We start from the raw sequence: 18323 nt of genomic DNA, 5'->3' as shown, positions 1-18323 counted from the left end.
ATCATGAATCTGTCCCGCCAACGTCCTCTCACTGTGTCGGCGCACTTCCTGCACGGGATGTTGCGTGCCGTTCGCGCGCGTCACGGAGAAGACGCGACGGCACAGGTCCTCGCGAGCGCCGCCATCCCGCTGTCTCTTCTCAATCAACCCGATGCACGCATCACTCGGCAGCAGTACGTCGCGTTGTATCGGACGGTCGCGGCGTCGCTCGATGACGAGATGCTGGGGCTATGGTCCAGGCCGATCAGGGGCGGCACGTTGAAGTACCTGATGCTCAGCCTGCTGGACGCGCCAACGGTATTGGTCGCGTTCAATCGTTTTGTTCGTTTCTGGAATTTGCTGCTGGATGACTACCGGTTGCAGATCTCGACGAAGAACGAGCGGGTGCGGCTGGCGCTGGCGGAGCGCACGCCTGGCACGCAGGTTACGCCCCTCGGACATGAGTTGATGATGAAGCTGGCACACGGCATAGCGTCCTGGCTTCTGGGCAGGGAGCTTGCGCTGCAACGGGTCGAGTTCGGTTTCGCCAGGCCCAGGTACGTTGAAGACTATGCATTCCTGTTTCCCGGGGCGGTGCAGTTCGATGCCGGGATGACGAGCATCCATTTCTCGTACCAGGATTGCGCCGAGCCGTTCAAACGCGAAAAGCACGAACTATGGGCCTTTCTTAACGCTGCTCCTGGAGCCTGGACCTTCAGCGTGTTTCATCACGGTTCGATTGTTGCCAAAACACGCGAGCATCTCGAACGGAATATCGCGCAGCCGCTGACGATACAGGCGCTCGCGCAGGCGTTGCATACGTCTGTACGCACGCTCAATCGCAGATTTGCGGAAGAAGGCACTCATTTCCAGCAGGTGAAAGACGGGCTGAGACGGGATATCGCGGTCGATCGGCTGACAAACTCGAACACCAGTGTGGCAGTGCTGGCATTCGATCTTGGTTTTTCCGACGCCACCGGTTTTTGTCGTGCGTTCAAGCACTGGACTGGAAGTAGTCCTACGGATTATCGCAAGGATACGCGTCGGGATGAGTGACGAGAAGGCGTCGGGACTCGACAGCACGTGTCGCATGGCCGGCGATGACCGAACGCCGATAACCGGGGCCCGTGTTTTCGAGAAGACCGCGAAGAATAAAAAAGGCCCTTGCGGGCCTTTCTTCGACTATGGAAGGGACGGGCGAACGCTTACCGCGTCAGTGCCGTGAACTCCTCCAGCAACCGGTCGACGTCAGCCGCCTGGATCGCGCCCATCGTCGAGATGCGGAACAGCTCCTTCGACAACCCGCCTTGCCCTGCGTAGATCACGAAGCCACGCGCCTTCAGCCCGTCGTGCAGCGTCTCGTACGTCACACCTTGCGGCAACCGGTACGCACGCAGCACAACCGACGATTCACCTTCCGGCAGCACCAGCGGCATCCCGCGCGCGGCAAGCCCGGCTTGCGCCTGATCGGCCAGCGCCTTGTAATGCGCATGCCGCGCACGCCAGCCACCGGCCTCGTCAAACTCCCGCAGCGCCTCGACAAGCGCGTAATAGGCATGCACGGACGGCGTAAACGGCGTGTTCCGCTGATCCTGCAGCTTCGCGAGACGGCCGAGGTCGAGGTAATACGTACGGCTTGCCGCCTTCGCGAGCGCGCTGCGGCGCACGATCACGAACGCTGCACCCGGCACGCCGTGCAGGCACTTGTTCGCGGTCGCGGCAACGGCATCGATATCGCCACCGGCGAAGTCGATCGCTTCCGCGCCGAAGCTGCTCACACCATCGACGAGCATCTTCACGGCGCGCGAACGGCACACCTCGGCAATCGCACGGAGATCATTCAGCCGGCCCGTCGTCGTTTCATGATGAATCACCGCAACATGCGAGTACCCACCCGCATCGAGCCGTGCACCGATCTGCGCGAGATCGGGCGCCTGCATCCACTCATGCTTCAGCACGTCATGCGCGATCCCGTATTGCGTCGCGATCTGCGTAATCCGCTCGCCGTACACGCCGTTCTCGATCACGAGCAGCTTGCCGTCCTTCGGCACGAGCGCCGCGATCATGCTCTCCACGGCAGCCGTACCCGAACCGGTCATCAGCACCGCCGCCCACTTGGCCGGATCGAGCTCATACGCGGCGACGAGACGCGCCCGCGCCTCATCCTGCAGATCGAAGAATTCGCTTTCGCGATGGCACAGGTCGGGTTGCAGCAGGCTGCGGCGCACGCGTTCGGTGAGCGTGACCGGGCCGGGGTTCAGCAGCAGCATCAATGGGCTCCTTCAACGTGGGCTTCGGTCTGCGCGGCGCCGATGTGCCGCATCAGACGAGTCTTGACCTCGACCGGCGTGACGGTCGGGCGGGGCAGGCCGTCGGGCACGCCGGTGCGGATCGCCAGGCGCACGAACTGCGTACCGTCGGCCGGCGCGGCCAGCGCCGTATCGAGCACGTCGAGCGTGTCGCCTTCGACTGCCGACGCATAACCGCACGCGGCTGCGACACCTGCGAACGAAACGTGTTGCGACACGGTGGCCTGGCCGCCCGTCGATTCGTGCGCGCCGTTGTCGAGCAGCACGTGCGTCAGGTTCGCCGGGCCGTAGGTGCCGAGCGTCGCGAACACGCCCATGCGCATCAGCGCGGCGCCGTCGCCGTCGACCGCAACCACGCGCAGATCGGGGCGCGCGAGCGCGAGGCCGAGCGCGAGCGGCGTCACGCAGCCCATCGAGCCGACCATGTACAGCTGGTTCGGGCGATCGTCGATCGCGTAGAGTTCGCGGCCGCAGAAACCGGTCGATGCGAGCACGACCGTCGAATCGACCGGCGTGTGCGCGATCACGCGCTGCAGCGCGTCCTGGCGGGTCGGCCAGGCGTCGGCCGACGCGGCGTGCGACGACGCTTGCGCCGCGACATGCGCGCGCGGCTTCGCCGCCGGGTTCGCTTTCAGCTCATACGGTGCGACGCTGCCTTTCTGCATCACGAGCGCGTACGGGCGGCCCGTCGCGTCCATGTGCGCGATCGCGCGGTCGAGTGCCGGGCCGACCTGTTCCGGGTCGGTCGGGAACGTCTCCCACGGGATCTCCATCGTGTCGAGCATCGCGGGCGTGATCGGGCCCATCAGCGCGTGCTGCGGCTCGTCGGCCACGCCCGGCTGGCCGCGCCAAGTGACGATCAGCAACTGCGGCAGGCGGAACGTCCACGTGAGCGACGTGAGCGGGCTCACCGCGTTGCCGAGCCCCGAGTTCTGCATCATCGCGATCCCGCGCTTGCCGCCGAGCGTCGCGCCCGCGATCAGCGCGACCGCGTCGCCTTCGTTCGCGGCCGACACGTAATTCAGCGTCGGGTCCTGCAGCACGTAATTGATGAACGGCGTCAGGTACGAGCAGGGCACGCCCGCGTACCAGTCGAAACCGCGCGCGCGCGCGGCCTCGACGAACTGGGCCGCTTCGATCATTGCGCGCCCCCGTTGGCGGTGCCCGGTTCGGACAGCGGCGTCTGGCCGTGCGCGAAGTCGCCCGCGCGGCGGAAGTCCTCGAGATCGTTGACGCCGCGCCAGTGGCCATGCACGTACTGCACCTCGATCTTCTCGCCGGCGGCGATCAGTTCGTTGAGCAGCGTGGGGATGTCGAGCGTGTCGAAATCGTCGCGCGCCTGCAGCGTCGCGAGCATCGCCTTCAGGCGGTCGACACCGGCGCCGCGCACGTTCAGCAGGCCGATCCAGCGGCCGTGCGGCGTGCCTGCGGCGACGTCGCTCGATACCCGCTGCAGATACGTTTTCTGGCCGAACAGGCCGCGATCGTCCGCGGCCGTGCAGAGCGCGAAATCGCGCACGCTCTGGTTGGTCGGCTCGGTCAGCGACGAATCGACCACCACGCTGAACTCGGCCTCGCTCTCCGCGAGGTCGCGCAGGATGTAGCTGCGGAACAGCAGGTCGCCGTACGAGATCACGGTGTCGCCGGTCAGGCGTTCGGCCGCGCATGCGAGCGACGCGAGTTCGCCCGTCTGCGCGTGGCGTTCGTTGACGACGAGCTTGATGCCCGACGTGTCGATCGCGTCGGCACGATAGCCGCCGACCACGGTGATGTCGTTCACGCCGTGCTTCTTGAAGCCGTCGACGAGCCAGCGCAGCAGCGGCTTGCCGGCGACCGGCAGCATGACCTTGGGTTTGTCTTCGGTGACGGCTTCGAGGCCCTTGCCGCGGCTCGCGGCGAGCACGATCGCCGCGTTCGACGCGCGCGACGACGACGACAGGTAGATGCGCTCGGCCGCCGAGTATTCGTCGGCGTCCTGCAGGCGGAAGATCTCGTTGACCGATGCGACGCGGTCTTCGACGTTGATCAGCGTTTCGTTCTCGTGGATTTCGCGTGCGGTCGCCTGCATCGCGGATGCCGACGCGCGGATCAGGTGGTTCGCCCAGATCACGGTGCTGATGCCGGCCTGACGGAATACGTCGGTCGGCGTGCTGTAGTACTTGGTCGGCACGATCACGAGCGGCGCCTTGCCGCTCCATTCGCGTGCGAACTGCAGGATCTCGTCCGGGCGCGACAGCTTGCTGTGGATCAGGATCGCGTCGGCGCCGGCTTCCGCGTACGCGTTCGCGCGGCGCAGCGCCTCGTCCATCCCCCAGCCCGCGATCAGCGCTTCGACGCGCGCGACGATCGAGAAGTCGGGATCGGTCTGCGAATCCTTGCCGGCCTTGATCTTGCCGCAGAACTCGTCGATCTCGGCGAGCGGCTGGCGTTCGCCGTCGATGAAGCTGTTCGTCTTCGGGAACTGCTTGTCCTCGATACAGACGCCCGCGATGCCGCGCTGCTCGAGCTTCTTCACGAGGCGGCGGACGTTGTTGAAGTTGCCGTAGCCGGTGTCGCCGTCGAGCAGGATCGGCAGGTCGCTCGCGTCGGCCATGAATTCGAGCACGTCGACGACCTGGGTCCAGCTGGCTTCGTTGTTGTCGCGCACGCCGAATTGCGCGGAAATCGCGAGGCCCGACGCCCAGATGCCCTTGAAGCCGGCTTCGCGGACGATCCGTGCGGACAGGCCGTTGTGCGCTTCCATCAGGAATTCGAGGTCGCTGCTGACGAGCATGCGGCGCAGGCGCGCGCTGCGCGATTCGGTGAAATTGGGTTCGCGTGCGTTCATCGTGCGACTCCTGCAGTGGTGCGTTGAATCAGGGGGAGGATTTCTTGCGTGGCGCGAGCGACGTCGTTCGGGAAGTCGATCTCGATCCACGGCGAGCCGGTGACGTCGGCGACGTCGAACGAATGACCGCCTTCGAGCAGCAGGTCGCGCACGGCTTCCTCGTGCGGCATGTTCGCGCGGCCGCTGTCGACGTAGCCCGCGACGATCGCCGCGAGGCGGCGCGCGGTGCCTTCGGTGAAGCGGAAGAAGCCGACCGATTCGCCGATCGTGTCGTAGTCGAGGTCGACCGCGAGCTGCTTGCGCAGCTCGACCGGCACGCCGTTCTTCAGGCACAGCTTGACGGGTTCGTCGCCGGCCTCGAAGTCGCGATCGATCAGCAGGCGGTCGACCGCCTTGTCGGCATCGGCCACCAGCGCGTGCAGGATGTTCTCGTCATACAGCACGTCGGCGTCCATCAGCAGCACGTCGCCGCCGCGCGTCATCGCGTCGGCGACCGTATGCACGGTCAGCACGCTGCCGAGGTCGTAGCGGTCGTTGATCACGATCTCGGCCTGGCGGCCGAGGCGCTTCAATTCCTGCTCGACCTTCCCGGACTGGAAGCCCAGCCCGAGCACGATCTCGTCGACGCCCGCGGCATCGAGCACGCGCAGATGGCGCTCGAGCAGCGAAACGTCGTCGAAGCGCAGCAGGCACTTCGGGAACTGCGCCTCGGGTGGTTGTTGCAGGCGCAAGCCGAGGCCTGCCGCAAGAATGATGGCTCGCATGGGTTCTCCAACCAAAAAGCCGGCGGATCTGAACGATCAGTCGGCGAGCGGCTGCGGCGCACGGCGCCGCTGCCAGTTTCTTTCACTGAAATGCAGATAGAGCAGGCCGGGCAGGCCGAGCGCGAGTTCGCGCGCGCGCTTCGCAAGCGACAGCGCGAGCGCCGCGTCGGGCGGCAGTCCGACCAGCGGCGCGAGCAGCAGGTAGCCGCCTTCCTGCGCGCCGAGCGAGCCCGGGATCGCGAAGGCCGCGCCGCGAATGGCCTGGCCGACGCTCTCGAGCAGCAGCGCGTCGAGCCAGCTCACCGGGTGCCCGAGGAAGTGCAGCGCGAGCCACACTTCCGCGGTGCCGACGATCCAGCCGACGAGACTCAATGCGAACGTCTTCGCGACCTTCGCACGATCGCGGTACAGCGTGCCGACCGCATCGTCGATCGCGTCGGCGCGGGTGGCCAGCGACGACCAGTCGCGCGGGCCGAGCAGCTTCGACGCGAGGCGCAGGCCGCGGCCGAACAGCCCGCGCCGCTGCGCCACGTAGAACAGCGCGGCGAGGGTGCCGAGCACGCCGGTGGCGATCAACGCGGGCGTGCGCAGGTGCGCGACCGATTCGTGCGTCGCATACAGGCTGAACGCGGCGATGCCGATCAGCGCGAACGCCATCTGCGCGAGCGCCTGCATCGTCGTGCTGACGGTGACGGCCGCCGCCGCGTCGGCCATCCGCGTGCCGCGCTGCGCGAGGTGGCGCACCATCAGCACGGGGCCGCCGATCTGCCCGGCGGGCAGCAGGCTGTTCACCGATTCGCCGACCCAGCGCGCGCGCAGCGCGTTGCCGAGCTCGGCGCCCGGCTGGCCGGGGCGGAACATCGCGGAGACCGCCATCGCGTCGATCACGAGCGGCACGACGTGGAACGCCGCGACGAGCGCGAGCCCCCAGCCGGCCGCGAGGAACGTGGACGCGACCGCGCCGACGCCCTGCCATGCAAGGAGTGCGACGAAGAGTGCGGTCCCGAGGGACAGCAGGATGAGCCCGGCGCGTGTCATGACCCGGTCGTGCGTCGTGTCGCCAGTTGCTTGAACACCTGGCGGAAACCGAAATACGCGATCGCATCCTTCATGTTCGAGATGAAGCGCTTCCACGGCCGCATGCCGGGGTTCGTCACGTATTCGAAGGTGAGCGACACGCGCATCTCGTTCTGGCCGAGCGGCGTGATGCGGTGGCGCAGCTTGTCGCCGTCGAACAGCACGATGCCGCCGTCGGCGATCTGGACGGAGCCCGGTTCGTCGGCCACGTCCGGATTGCGCGTGTGCAGCTCGTAGTCGAGCCGGCACGACGATTCGTCGATCACGCCGATCAGCAGCGTGTAGCGGCGGCCGTCGTAGTACGACGTGTCGTAGTGCCAGCCGATGTGGTCGCCGGGCTTCGTGTAGTAATACAGCGCGTAGGCGTGCGGATCGTCGTCCGGCGACAGCATCAGCTTGTCGCCCGTGACTTTCTCGAGGAAGGCGATGAGCGCCTTCGAGCGATACAGCTCGGCGATGTACGGGGCCTGCTCGTCGATCGTATGGCGGCTCACGCTGCCGCCCTGCTTGTGACCGGGCAGGTAATTGCGGTTCAGGCCGGCCTGCATCGCGCGGGCGGCATCGGCCAGCTTCGCGTGCGCGTCGGCCGGCAGGAATGCGTCGAGGTACAGGAACGAGCCCTGGCGCGTGTAGTCGCCGCGCAGGCGCTCGAGGTCGAGACGGCCGACACAGTCGGCCACGGTACGATCGGGATCGGCTACGGCCGCGCGCACGGGCGCGGGGCGTGCCGGGCTCAGCACGGAGTCGTCGCGCGCGCTATTCATTTGGAAGCCTGGATTTCGGTTGGATTCTGAGCAACGTTGCCGCGCCGGACGATGCGCCACCAGTCGATCACGACCCAGGCGGCGAACAGCGGGGCGCCGATCGACGCCGCGAGCAGGAACGGCTCGACGCCGTCGAACAGCGTCACGAGCGGCAGCAGGTAAAGCACGTCTTCGGTTTCGAAGCCGCCGGCGAATGCCTGCTTGGTGCCGGCCTTGCCGGCGAACGATTCGATCCGCATGCGCAGGAAGAAGATCAGCGCGACGGCCGCACCGGCCACCGCACCGAGCAGCACCGGCGGCGCGGCCATCTGGCCGCCCTGGGCGACGATGCCGACGCCCATGCTGACGAACAGCGCGACCGTGACGAGCGCGTCTGCCGCGAGGTCGTAAAAATGACCGATCTTGCTCGACTTGCCGCTGATGCGTGCGAGCTCGCCATCGGTGTGGTCGACGAAGTTCGACAGCACGATCAGGAACGCGCCTGCGTTGCTCCAGCCGAAGCCGCCGTGCGCGAGGCACCAGGCGCCGGCGAGGCCGATCAGCAGACGGACGGTAGTGAGGTGATTCGGGGTGACGGGCGTGTCGACCAGCGGCCGGACAAGCGAGCGCGCGAGCCGCGCATCCCAGGTGCGTGGCAGGGGCGGTTCGGAACGTGTGGCGGTTTTTCTTTGGTCCATCGGCGAAATATATACGGAATTGTAATTTGTTGCTTTTTATTCGATCAATGTCCTGACATGAGGGAGTGTTACCGCGTCTTGCGGCGATAGGCCGGCCGAAAAGCGCGAACGCGAAAGGGCGGCCGAACGGGGCTGCGGGTTCCGTATTCCAGTGTGGTTCGCGCCGCGCGGCTGTCAAGGACGGACGGGCCTCGGAGGCCGGTGCGGCGGCGCCTTTCGCGTTTCCCGATACGCGTCGCGCGGCGCGTGCGAGCTTGATGTGCGTCAGGCCGGGACAATCCGCATCGGGTGACAATTGGCCGCGCCGGACGAATGCCGGCCATTGCCGGTCGGCGGACGATAAATTGCGGTGGAAATCCGTCGATTGATGCGCGCAGGTTGGCGATCGACGACCGGGCATTCTGCCGGATGCTTTCGCGCACCTTTCGTGCGCATCCGATTTAAACGGTACGCCTGTCACAGAACGGTCGTTCGATACCCGGCAAATCCGGCAAGGATCTTTTTCATTTGGCGGACATTTCGCGGCGATCGCCTCTGCGATACTCCGACCGTGCCTGTGGTGCCGGCCGCGCCTCGCGGCCCCAAGGGCTTCATGTCGCTCAGGAGACACCCCCCGCGACGTCAACGACAGACCCAAGCGTCAGAAACCAGCCATGTCTTCATCACGCATCCTCGCTCCCGCCCTGCGTTCGCTCGTCCGCACCGCCGACGAAGCCGCCGCGCTGATCCGTCCCGGCATGACCGTCGCCATGAGCGGCTTCACGGGCTCGGGCTATCCGAAGGCCGTACCGGCCGCGCTTGCCGCCCACATCGACGCGGCGCACGCGCGCGGCGAGGACTTCCGGATCAACGTGCTGACGGGCGCGTCGACCGCGCCGGAACTCGACGGCGCGCTCGCCCGTACCAACGGCATCTCGATGCGCCTGCCGTACCAGTCGGACCCGACGTTGCGCGACAAGATCAACGGCGGCGAAGTCGACTACCAGGACGTTCACCTGAGCCACGTCGCGCAGTACGCATGGTTCGGGCTGTACGGCGATCTCGATGTCGCGATCGTCGAAGTCGCGGGCATCCGCGAGGACGGGCTGCTGATTCCGTCCGCGTCGATCGGCAACAACAAGACCTGGCTCGAACGCGCGAAGCACGTGATCCTCGAGGTCAACGTGCGCCAGCCGCTCGGCCTCGACGGGATGCACGACGTCTATTACGGCACCGCGCTGCCGCCGCACCGCAAGCCGATTCCGCTGACGAAGAGCGATGACCGGATCGGCGAGCCGTACCTGCGTTGCCCGGCTGACAAGATCGTCGCGATCGTCGAGACCGACGCGCCGGATCGCAGCAATGCGTTTTCCGCGCCGGACGCGACGTCGAAGCAGATTGCGCTGCAGCTGATCGACTTCCTGCGCCATGAAGTGAAGCGCGGCCGCCTGCCGGAAAACCTGCTGCCGCTGCAGTCGGGCGTCGGCAACATCACGAACGCGGTGCTCGCGGAGCTCAGCTCGGCCGGCTTCTCGAACCTGACCGCGTACACCGAGGTGATCCAGGACGGCATGCTCGACCTGCTCCAGGACGGCACGTTGAGCTTCGCGTCGGCCACCGCGCTGTCGCTGAGCCCGGCCGCCGTGCAGCGCTTCGCCGACGAAATCGCGACGTTCCGCGAGAAGATCGTGCTGCGCCCGCAGGAGATCAGCAACCATCCGGAGCTCGTGCGCCGGCTCGGCTGCATCGCGATGAACGGGATGATCGAGGCCGACATCTACGGCAACGTGAACTCGACGCACGTGATGGGCACGAAGATCCAGAACGGCATCGGCGGCTCGGGCGACTTCGCGCGCAACGGCTACCTGTCGTGCTTCATGTCGGCGAGTACCGCGAAGGGCGGGGCGATCTCGCGGATCGTGCCGATGGCGAGCCACGTCGACCATACCGAGCACGATGTCGCGGTGGTCGTCACCGAGCAGGGCCTCGCGGACCTGCGCGGCCTGTCGCCGAAGCAGCGTGCACGCAAGGTCATCGCGAGCTGTGCGCATCCCGACTACCGGCCGATGCTCGAGGACTACTTCGAGCGCGCGTCGCGCGAGAGCTTCGGCAAGCACACGCCGCATTTGCTCGCCGAGGCGCTGTCGTGGCACGAGCGCTACGTGCGAACGGGCACGATGAAGGCCTGACGCACGCGCGGCGCTCCGCGTTCCGGATCCGGGGCGGGGAGCCGCCGGCCGAGCGGGAGGCGCCGCCCGCATCGGCGCGTCAATCCATCGCCGCGTGCGCGACATCCACGCTCGCCGCCTTCTGTGGCGGGCGGATCAGCAGCAACAGCGGGATCATCAGCAGCGTCGCGACGAACATCAGCTTGAAGTCGTTCAGGTAAGCGATCATCGACGCCTGCTGGTTGATCGTGCGGTCGAGCAGCGCGAGGTCGAGGCGGCTGCCGGCCATTGCCTGCACGGCCGGGTCGAACGGCGTGATGTGGGTCGCGAGGTCGGCATGCGCGACCTGCGTGTTGCGCGTCATCAGCGTCTGCACGATCGAGATGCCGATACTGCTGCCGATGTTGCGCATCAGGCTGTAGGTGGCCGTGCCGTCCGCGCGCAGCTCGGGCGGCAGCGTCGAGAACGACAGCGCGCTCAGCGGCACGAACACGAGCCCCAGCCCGAAGCCCTGCACCACGCCGGGCCACACGATGTCCGCTTCGGACAGCACGACCGTGTACTGCATCATCTGCCATAGCGCGAGCGCGGAAATCGACAGCCCCGCGAGCAGCAGCATGCGCGCATCCACGTATTTCAGCAGCCTTCCGACGAACAGCATCGCGATCATCGTGCCGGCGCCGCTTGGCGCGGTGACGAGGCCCGTCGTCGCGACCGGGTAGCCCATCAGGTTCTGCAGCATCGGCGGCAGCAGCGCGCGTGTCGCGTACAGCACCGCGCCGACCACGAAGATGAACAGCGTACCCGTCGCGAAGTTCGGGTCGCGCAGCAATTCCGACTTGAAGAACGACGCCTTGCCGACGGTCGCCGTATGCACGAGGAAGAATGCGAAGCCGAGTGCCGCGACGAGCGCCTCGATGCGGATCTCGTACGAGCCGAACCAGTCGAGTTGTTCGCCGCGGTCGAGCATCGCCTGGAACGCGCCGATCGCGAGCGCGAGCGTTGCGAAGCCGAACGCGTCGAACTTCACGTGCGGGCGCGGCGCGCGCGCGGGCAGGAAGGTCATCACGCCGGCGAGTGCGAACGCGCCGATCGGCACGTTGATGAAGAACACCCAGCGCCAGTTGTAGCTGTCGGTGAGCCAGCCGCCGAGCGTCGGCCCGAGGATCGGGCCGACCATCACGCCCATCCCCCAGATCGCCATTGCCTGGCCTTGTTTCTCGCGCGGATTGATGTCGAGCAGGATCGATTGCGACAGCGGCACCAGCGCGGCGCCGAACACGCCCTGCAGCAGACGCGCGCCGACGATCTGCACGAGCGTCTCGGCGAGCCCGCACAACGCCGAGGCCGCCGTGAAGCCCGCGATCGACACGATCAGCAGCCGTTTCACGCTGAGCCGGTCGGACAGCCAGCCGGTGAGCGGTGTCGCGATCGCCGCGGCGACGATATAGGAGGTCAGCACCCACGTGATCTCGTCCTGAGACGCGGACAGCGTGCCCTGCATGTGCGGCAGCGCGACGTTCGCGATCGTGCTGTCGAGGGTCTGGATCAGCGTGGCGAGCATGATCGACAGGGTCAGCATCGGCCGGTTCAGGGCGGGCGAGGCGGGGGCGTCGGCGGCGGGGTTCAAGCGGGTGTCTCCGTGGGGCGGTCGCCGTGGGCGGCGATCCGGTATCGCTGGATTTATAAGCACGCTTATTATATATCCACTTATTGCCGGGCCGCGAGCCGCGGGCCGTTCCAGGCTTGACCCTATAATCGCCGCATGGACAAGACTTACGAGAACCGGATCGGCTATCTGATTGCCGACGTTGCCCGCCTGAACGGACGTCTGTTCGACCGGCGCGCGAAGCGCATTGGGCTGACGCGCGCGCAGAGCCGCGTGCTCGCGTACCTGACGTGGAAGGGCGAGATGAATCAGGCGCGGCTCGCCGAATGGCTCGAGATCGCGCCGATTTCGCTTACCCGGTTGCTCGACCGGATGGAGAGCTATGGCTGGATCGAGCGCATCGTGAACGACGACGATCGTCGTGCATTCGTGATCCGGCTGACCGACAAGTCGCGCGAGATCTTTCCGCAGATGCTCGAAGTGGGTGACACCGTTGCCGACGACGGGCTGCGCGGCTTCACGCCTGACGAGCGCGATACGCTGGTGCGGCTGCTCGGGCGCGTGCGCCGCAACCTGATCGACTGCGGCGGAGAGTGATCCGTGCCGCCGTTCGGGCGGCCCGGATGAACGACTTGAAAACGCCGGGCGGCAGCGCTGCCCGCCTGCCGGCATGCGGCGTCGTCATCGCCGTCGTGCCGGTGCGGATGCCCGGCGGGGCGTTCGTCCGGCTGGCACAGGACGAGGCGCCCGTCAGGCTCGACGAAGTGTTTGCATGGGCGTCGACGCCGGCTCGATCGGGCCGACGCTACCTTTTACGGCTTTTTTGACGAAGCCGCGTGCTCAACGCACCAGCGCCGCGAGTGTGAACGCCGCCAGATAAAGCCCTACACCGTAAGACAAATGCGTGACGAGACTGCGCCTGCGCGCGACGCCCGGGTGCGGCGTGCGCGATGCCGCAATGCCGAAGCCGAACGCGGGCTGCATCACGAAGAACGGCGCGACTACGCTGGCGAAGCCGGCGACGAGTGCGGGGAGCGGTGTCGGCGTACCGATCCATTCCGTGCCGGCGATCGCGACGGGCAGCGCCGCGAACGCGATGCCGATCGCGTAATGCGCGATCCAGCCGAGCGTGCGTTCGCCCGGCACGGGCGCCGCGGCGCCGATCGACACATGCCGGAACTGGCCCCGCATCATGTGGCCGATCCAGCGGCCGACCAGCGCATAGTCGAGCGACGGAATGCCGAATGCACGCCGCCGGAACAGCGTCCACAGATCCATCACGAACGTGGCGCCCGCGCCGATCGGCACCAGGTTGAGCAGGACGTCGGTCGGGCTCATCGCGACCCTCCGCGAAGAAGGGAAAAGGCGGGGCGGTACAGCGCAATACAGCGTGGTTTCAGCGGTTTCATGGCAGTCCGGGCTTGTCTTTGTGAAGTCGAACGACTATCTTGCGACTTCAAGTTAACTTGAGGTCAAGCATGAGCCGGCTGGACATTGCGGATGTGGCGCGACGCTCGGGATTGCCCGCGTCGACGCTGCGCTACTACGAGGAAAAGGGGCTGATCGTCCCGACTGGCCGCCACGGGCTGCGGCGGCAATACGACGAGTCGGTGCTGGAGCGACTGGCGCTGATCGCACTGGGCCGCGAGGCCGGTTTCTCGCTCGACGACATCCTCGCGATGGTCGGCACGGACGGCCTGCCTGCGATCGATCGCGCGAAGCTCGACGGCAAGGCCGACGAACTCGACCGCACGATCCGCCGTCTCGGCGCCGTGCGCGATGCGTTGCGGCATGCGGCCGTGTGCCCGGCGTCGAACCATCTCGAATGTCCGTCGTTCCAGAAGCTGCTGCGCATTGCCGCGCATCGCCATCCGGCGCGCCGCGCGAAAACGGATAGCGCGTAGGCGGCGAACGCGCATCGGCGGGTTGGGGTGGCGGCTTGGCGGCGCGCCGCACCATTCCAAACGGACATCGAAAACACGAACAACGGGGTTGCCGCGTGTGGTTTGTATGGGTGCTTTACGTGCTTCCGGCCGCATATGCGGCATCGAAGGTCGGGCCGTATTACGGGTTTCTCGCCGGGTGCGCGACGATGGCCGCCGTGCTGGCGGCGCAGACCGCGCTGCTGATGTGGGGAACCGCTTGGGTGAAACGGCGGCGTGGGGGCGTTGGGCAGCCTGACCTGACCGCACCGGCCGATAGTCTGGACGACGAACCGGTTGACGCGCCGGATGATGTACCCGATGTGCCGCTTCGATACGGCGAGCAGGCACGATTCAAGCAACTGGTTCTGATTGCCGACGCTGCGCGGCCCGACGTCACGCGCTGTTTCTACGACAACGCGAAGCGGACGATCGAAGCGTACGTGGATGTCGAGGCGGGGCGCGACGGTTCGGGCGCGGCGATGGTGTCGACGGCCGACCTGGCCCCGGCAGACGGCCTGCCGGCCGCGCCGCCGGACGACACGCTGACCGTGTTCGTGTCGAACGACGGCGCGTGGTCGGGATTCCGCGTCGGCGACCAAAGCTTCCGGTTCCGCCACGGCGCAATCACGAGACTGCGGCTCACGCAGGTGATTCCGGTTCGCTGGAAGGGTGGCTACACGGTGACCTTCTGGTTCGACGTGCCGGACCGGAAAAGCACAGCCGGTTACGTGTCGGATTCGACCTGGTTCGATGTCTGCGCGGGCCATTCCGGTCGCCGCACACGTATGCTCACACATGCATGTCGCGAGATCGCGTCGGTGCTCGACGTCGCGTTCGACATCGACGAGGCCGGCGACGACTGACTCATCCGGCGTAATACACGCGGCATTCCTGCTCGCGCCCGCGCACGATGCGCTTGCCGACGAGCGAGCCATACGTTTCGGTGAAGACGGTGCGCTGGTGCTCGCGCTGCAGGGCGTCGTAGAAATAAAGCGAGACCCAGTCCGTCGGGCGGGACGCCTCCGGCGTGCGCATCGCGGCATGCAGGCACAGCGCGGTGAAGTGCCAGCCGCCCTTGGTCATGTGCATCACGGGCAGCCGCACGTAACCGTCCGCGTTCGGCCGCCGGTGCGCGGTGGTGCGATGCGCAACGCCAGGCGTCGGCAATACGCCGGCGGCGGCCTTGTTGCGGTACAGGCGGTCGATGTAGAGCAGCAGTTCGACGGGCGGCTCCGTGCCGGGGCCGGCGTCCTGCACGTGGCCCTGCCAGCGCCGGCGGCGGCTCAGCACGTCGTCGAGCGCGGCGCGGATGCCGGCCGCGCGCCGCGGGCCGACGCCCGAGATCGTTTCGAGCTGGCCGTTGCGGGCCGCGCGTTCGAGTTCCTCGAGCGTATCGATGTGCAGCAGGTCGTGAATGCGCAGTGCGAGCGCGTGGCCGATGCCCGGCACGGCTTCGAACGCGGAGGTGCGTTCGGCGTCGCCGCACAGCCGGTCGAGCTGGCGCCAGCGCCCCGTCACCAGCAGCTCGGCAATCGCCTGCGCGACGCCCGTGCCGATCTCCGGCAGCGTCCCGAGCGCATCGACGCCGCCGGACTCGAACAGCACGCGGATGTCGAGGCCGAGCGCATCGACCGTCTCGGCCGACGCGCGGTACGCGGCGACCCGGTACGGATTCGCGCCCTGGTCAGCCAGCCGCTGCGCCGCCTCGCGCAGGCAGGTCGCGATATGCCGGTTTTCCTCGTACGTTTGGCTGGCGGTCGTCTGCATGCCGAGGGACCTGGGGAAGCACAAACGGAATGGACACGGCGAACGATGCGCCGGTCGGCTTTGCATCATTGTCGCGACGCGCGATCAAGAAAACTTGATGCACGTCAATGGCAAACGTAGCACAGGTTCGCAGCGCACGGTCGTGCCGGAGAGCGACACGACCGTGCGTCGCGTGACGCGATCACGCATCGAGGAACGACTGCGCGTTCTCGGCCTCGGCGGCCGTGCGCAAGGCAGCGAGCGCCCGTTTCTCGATCTGCCGCACGCGTTCGCGCGACATACCCGCGTCCTGCGCGATCGCGTCGTAGGTATCGGGCTCCGTGCCGCCGAGGCCGAACCGCCGGCGCAACACGTCGGCCTCGGCCGGCGTGACCGACCGGAGCAGCGACCTCACGCACTCGCGCATGCGCGTGTCGGCCAGTTGCTCGAACGGGCTGGCCGACGCCTGGTCCTCGATCAATTCAACCAGGCCGGTGTCCGCGTCGGGCAGCGGCGCGTCGAGCGACACGGGCTCGGCAGGGAGCGCGAGCACCGCGCGCAGCTTGTCCTCGTCGAGGCCGGTTTCGGCCGCCAGCTCGGCCGGCGTCGCCCGGCGGCCCGTGCGCTGGTGAAAACGCAGCGCATGCCGCTGCACGCGCTGGTACTGGTCGCCGACGTGCACGGGCACGCGGATCGTGCGTGCGCGATCCGCGACCGCGCGTGCGATCGCCTGGCGGATCCACCAGGTCGCATAGGTCGAGAACTTGAACCCGCGCCGGTATTCGAATTTCTCGATCGCACGCATCAGGCCGAGGCTGCCGTCCTGCACGAGATCCGGCAGGTCGACGCCGCGGTTCATGTACTTGCGCGCGATCGACAGCACGAGCCGCAGGTTCGCCTCGAGCATCGCGCGCGTGGCGTCGCGCACTTTCTGCTGGCCGTCGGTGAGCGCTGCGGCGAGTGCCCGTCGCGCGACCGCGTCGAAGCAGGCGGCTTCGCCCGCCGTGGCGCCATGCGGCGCCGATGCGAGCGTGCGCACGACACCGCTTGCGTCGTCGACGGCCGGCGCGACCCAGGCGATCGAGCCGAGCAGGGCGGCTACGCGGTTGCGCGCGTCGCGGTATTCGGCCGAACCGAAGCCATGCGCGCGCAACGCGCCGCGCAAGGCCGCGACGGCCGTCTGCAGTGCGTCATAGCTGGCCGGCGCGGGCGTGTCGCCCGCGTCGTCACCGTGCGATCCGGCGGCGCCGGCCGCAGCCGTTGCGCGATGACGCGCAAGCAGCGCGTCGACTGCCGCCGGATAGCCGGCGAGCGCGTGCAGGATCTGGTGGCGGCCCGTCTCGATCTCGCGCGCCAGCACGATTTCGCCTTCGCGCGTGAGCAGCGGCACCGCCTGCATGCGGCGCGTGTAGAGCGCGAGCGGATCGGTCGACGCGCTCGTGCCGCGTGCGAGGTCGCGAAGCAGCGCGCGACCTTCGTCGAGCGCATCGCGATCGACGTCGACCGGCGCCGAACCGGCGAACGGCGCTGGCGCGGCCGGCTCGTCGAGCACGGCGATGCCGATGTCGGCGAGCGCGGCGCGCACGACGTCGAGCGCGTCGGGGCTGTCGCTTTCGGGCGGCAGCGCGTCGACGAGGTCGGCGTGGGTCAGATAGCCCTGTTCGCCGGCGAGCGCCAGCAACTGGATGATCGGATCGAGCGGCGTGTCCGCCCGGGAAGTGGGGCGTGGCGTAGTCATGTCGATGGCGGCGCGAGCCGCGCTCCTGTCTGGGCGGGCCGAAGTCCGCTGGTTTCGGGCCGCCGGGTGCTCGCGAACCCCGTCCGCGCCGGCCAGCCTGACATCGTTCAAGTTGAGGGCATTTGCGCGAACTTCAACGCGAGTGCGGCAGACGGGCCAGCACGCGGCGTGCCCGCGTCAGTCCGGTGCAGGAAACAAAAAGTAACCGATCATACCGAGCGGAAATCTGCAGGGGACGTAAGCTAGAGTCAGGCGCGCGCCCGACGGCGACGCGCGGATTCTGCCGGAGCAAGACATGACCCCGATTCCTGCCGCGAGGTGTGCGGTATTCGCATTGACGACGCTGACCCTCGGCGGCTGTTATTACACGAGTCCGTATGGCTATGCTCCGTACTACACGCCGGCCACGCTGACGCAGCGCGAGATCCCCGTCACACCGGCTGCACCGGCCACCGCTGCGCCGGGCCCGACCTCGGCGGCGAGCGCGCCGCCCGTGGCCGACCCGTCTCCCGTCTACGTCACGCCGGCCTATCCGCCGCCGTATCCCTATCCATATCCGTACTATGCCCCTGCGTATTACCCCGGTTGGTACGGCTGGGGCGCGCCGGCGATCTCGGTCGGCTTCTGGGGCGGATGGGGCGGCGGCTGGCGTGGGCGCGGCGGGTACTGGCATCGTCCGTGGGGAGGCGGCCACTGGGGTGGCGGCTGGGGCGGGCATCGGCATTGACCGGCGCGCGGCGGCACCGCGCGGGAGAGCATCA

Annotated in this window: 18 protein-coding genes; 7 read left to right on the top strand and 11 right to left on the bottom strand. The window is 67.5% G+C overall.

Annotated elements, in window-relative coordinates:
• Positions 1-3: 3 nt before the first annotated feature.
• Positions 4-1035, top strand: coding sequence for an AraC family transcriptional regulator (locus LGN17_RS01535; RefSeq protein WP_226194873.1), 1032 nt, complete (start codon positions 4-6; stop codon positions 1033-1035).
• Positions 1036-1184: 149 nt separating this feature from the next.
• Here LGN17_RS01535 and LGN17_RS01530 read toward each other — a convergent pair whose 3' ends face one another.
• From LGN17_RS01530 to LGN17_RS01500, 7 genes are read right to left on the bottom strand one after another with little or no spacing between them, the layout of a single operon-like run.
• Positions 1185-2249, bottom strand: coding sequence for a 2-aminoethylphosphonate aminotransferase (locus tag LGN17_RS01530; protein WP_226194872.1), 1065 nt, complete (start codon positions 2247-2249; stop codon positions 1185-1187).
• Positions 2249-3430 carry a phosphonopyruvate decarboxylase gene (gene aepY / locus LGN17_RS01525; protein ID WP_226194871.1) on the bottom strand — a complete coding sequence of 394 codons (1182 nt, stop codon included), beginning with the start codon at positions 3428-3430 and terminating at the stop codon, positions 2249-2251. The genes LGN17_RS01530 and aepY overlap by 1 nt, the downstream gene beginning before the upstream one ends.
• Positions 3427-5115, bottom strand: coding sequence for a phosphoenolpyruvate mutase (aepX, locus tag LGN17_RS01520; RefSeq protein ID WP_226194870.1), 1689 nt, complete (start codon positions 5113-5115; stop codon positions 3427-3429). Before aepX ends, aepY begins: the two co-directional genes overlap by 4 nt.
• Positions 5112-5879 carry an NTP transferase domain-containing protein gene (locus tag LGN17_RS01515; RefSeq protein WP_226194869.1) on the bottom strand — a complete coding sequence of 256 codons (768 nt, stop codon included), beginning with the start codon at positions 5877-5879 and terminating at the stop codon, positions 5112-5114. Before LGN17_RS01515 ends, aepX begins: the two co-directional genes overlap by 4 nt.
• Positions 5880-5915: 36 nt before the next feature.
• On the bottom strand, positions 5916-6917 hold the full coding sequence (locus LGN17_RS01510) for an HpnL family protein (protein WP_226194868.1): 1002 nt from the start codon (positions 6915-6917) through the stop codon (positions 5916-5918).
• Positions 6914-7720, bottom strand: coding sequence for a 2OG-Fe(II) oxygenase (locus tag LGN17_RS01505; RefSeq protein ID WP_175950558.1), 807 nt, complete (start codon positions 7718-7720; stop codon positions 6914-6916). The genes LGN17_RS01510 and LGN17_RS01505 overlap by 4 nt, the downstream gene beginning before the upstream one ends.
• Positions 7717-8397 (bottom strand): CDP-alcohol phosphatidyltransferase family protein, encoded by a 681-nt coding sequence (locus LGN17_RS01500; RefSeq protein ID WP_226194867.1) that lies wholly within the window; start codon positions 8395-8397, stop codon positions 7717-7719. The genes LGN17_RS01505 and LGN17_RS01500 overlap by 4 nt, the downstream gene beginning before the upstream one ends.
• Before the next feature lie 653 nt (positions 8398-9050).
• Here LGN17_RS01500 and LGN17_RS01495 point away from each other — a divergent pair.
• Positions 9051-10565 carry an acetyl-CoA hydrolase/transferase family protein gene (locus LGN17_RS01495; protein ID WP_226194866.1) on the top strand — a complete coding sequence of 505 codons (1515 nt, stop codon included), beginning with the start codon at positions 9051-9053 and terminating at the stop codon, positions 10563-10565.
• Between the two features lie 79 nt (positions 10566-10644).
• On the opposite strand, the gene LGN17_RS01490 is transcribed toward LGN17_RS01495, so the two are convergent.
• The gene (locus LGN17_RS01490) at positions 10645-12174 is read right to left on the bottom strand and encodes a DHA2 family efflux MFS transporter permease subunit (RefSeq protein WP_226194865.1); all 1530 of its coding nucleotides are present in this window, start codon (positions 12172-12174) and stop codon (positions 10645-10647) included.
• Between the two features lie 135 nt (positions 12175-12309).
• Here LGN17_RS01490 and LGN17_RS01485 point away from each other — a divergent pair, with 135 nt between their 5' ends.
• Both LGN17_RS01485 and LGN17_RS01480 read left to right on the top strand, forming a co-directional pair.
• Entirely contained in the window at positions 12310-12750 is a 441-nt protein-coding gene (locus LGN17_RS01485; RefSeq protein WP_226194864.1) for a MarR family winged helix-turn-helix transcriptional regulator, read from the top strand.
• Between the two features lie 35 nt (positions 12751-12785).
• The gene (locus tag LGN17_RS01480) at positions 12786-12980 is read left to right on the top strand and encodes a hypothetical protein (RefSeq protein ID WP_226194863.1); all 195 of its coding nucleotides are present in this window, start codon (positions 12786-12788) and stop codon (positions 12978-12980) included.
• Positions 12981-12993: 13 nt separating this feature from the next.
• Here LGN17_RS01480 and LGN17_RS01475 read toward each other — a convergent pair whose 3' ends face one another.
• Positions 12994-13491 (bottom strand): DUF2938 domain-containing protein, encoded by a 498-nt coding sequence (locus LGN17_RS01475; protein ID WP_226194862.1) that lies wholly within the window; start codon positions 13489-13491, stop codon positions 12994-12996.
• 140 nt (positions 13492-13631) lie between these two features.
• On the opposite strand from LGN17_RS01475, the gene LGN17_RS01470 reads away from it, so the two are divergent.
• Together LGN17_RS01470 and LGN17_RS01465 are read left to right on the top strand one after the other, a co-directional pair.
• A complete protein-coding gene (locus tag LGN17_RS01470; protein WP_226194861.1) occupies positions 13632-14057 on the top strand; it encodes a helix-turn-helix domain-containing protein in 426 nt (141 codons plus the stop codon).
• A 110-nt stretch (positions 14058-14167) separates the two neighbouring features.
• Positions 14168-14941 carry a hypothetical protein gene (locus LGN17_RS01465; RefSeq protein ID WP_226194860.1) on the top strand — a complete coding sequence of 258 codons (774 nt, stop codon included), beginning with the start codon at positions 14168-14170 and terminating at the stop codon, positions 14939-14941.
• Between the two features lies 1 nt (position 14942).
• Here LGN17_RS01465 and LGN17_RS01460 read toward each other — a convergent pair whose 3' ends face one another.
• On the bottom strand, positions 14943-15845 hold the full coding sequence (locus tag LGN17_RS01460; protein WP_226194859.1) for a helix-hairpin-helix domain-containing protein: 903 nt from the start codon (positions 15843-15845) through the stop codon (positions 14943-14945).
• Positions 15846-16026: 181 nt separating this feature from the next.
• On the bottom strand, positions 16027-17562 hold the full coding sequence (locus LGN17_RS01455) for a sigma-70 family RNA polymerase sigma factor (RefSeq protein ID WP_226194858.1): 1536 nt from the start codon (positions 17560-17562) through the stop codon (positions 16027-16029).
• Positions 17563-17857: 295 nt separating this feature from the next.
• Here LGN17_RS01455 and LGN17_RS01450 point away from each other — a divergent pair, with 295 nt between their 5' ends.
• Positions 17858-18289, top strand: a complete 432-nt coding sequence (locus LGN17_RS01450) for a hypothetical protein (protein ID WP_226194857.1) — start codon at positions 17858-17860, stop codon at positions 18287-18289.
• The last annotated feature ends 34 nt before the right edge of the window (positions 18290-18323 follow it).

It is taken from the genome of Burkholderia sp. AU30280, from assembly GCF_020420125.1.
In the GTDB taxonomy this organism is placed as follows: domain Bacteria; phylum Pseudomonadota; class Gammaproteobacteria; order Burkholderiales; family Burkholderiaceae; genus Burkholderia.
This window is presented reverse-complemented; position numbering and strand designations above follow the sequence as displayed.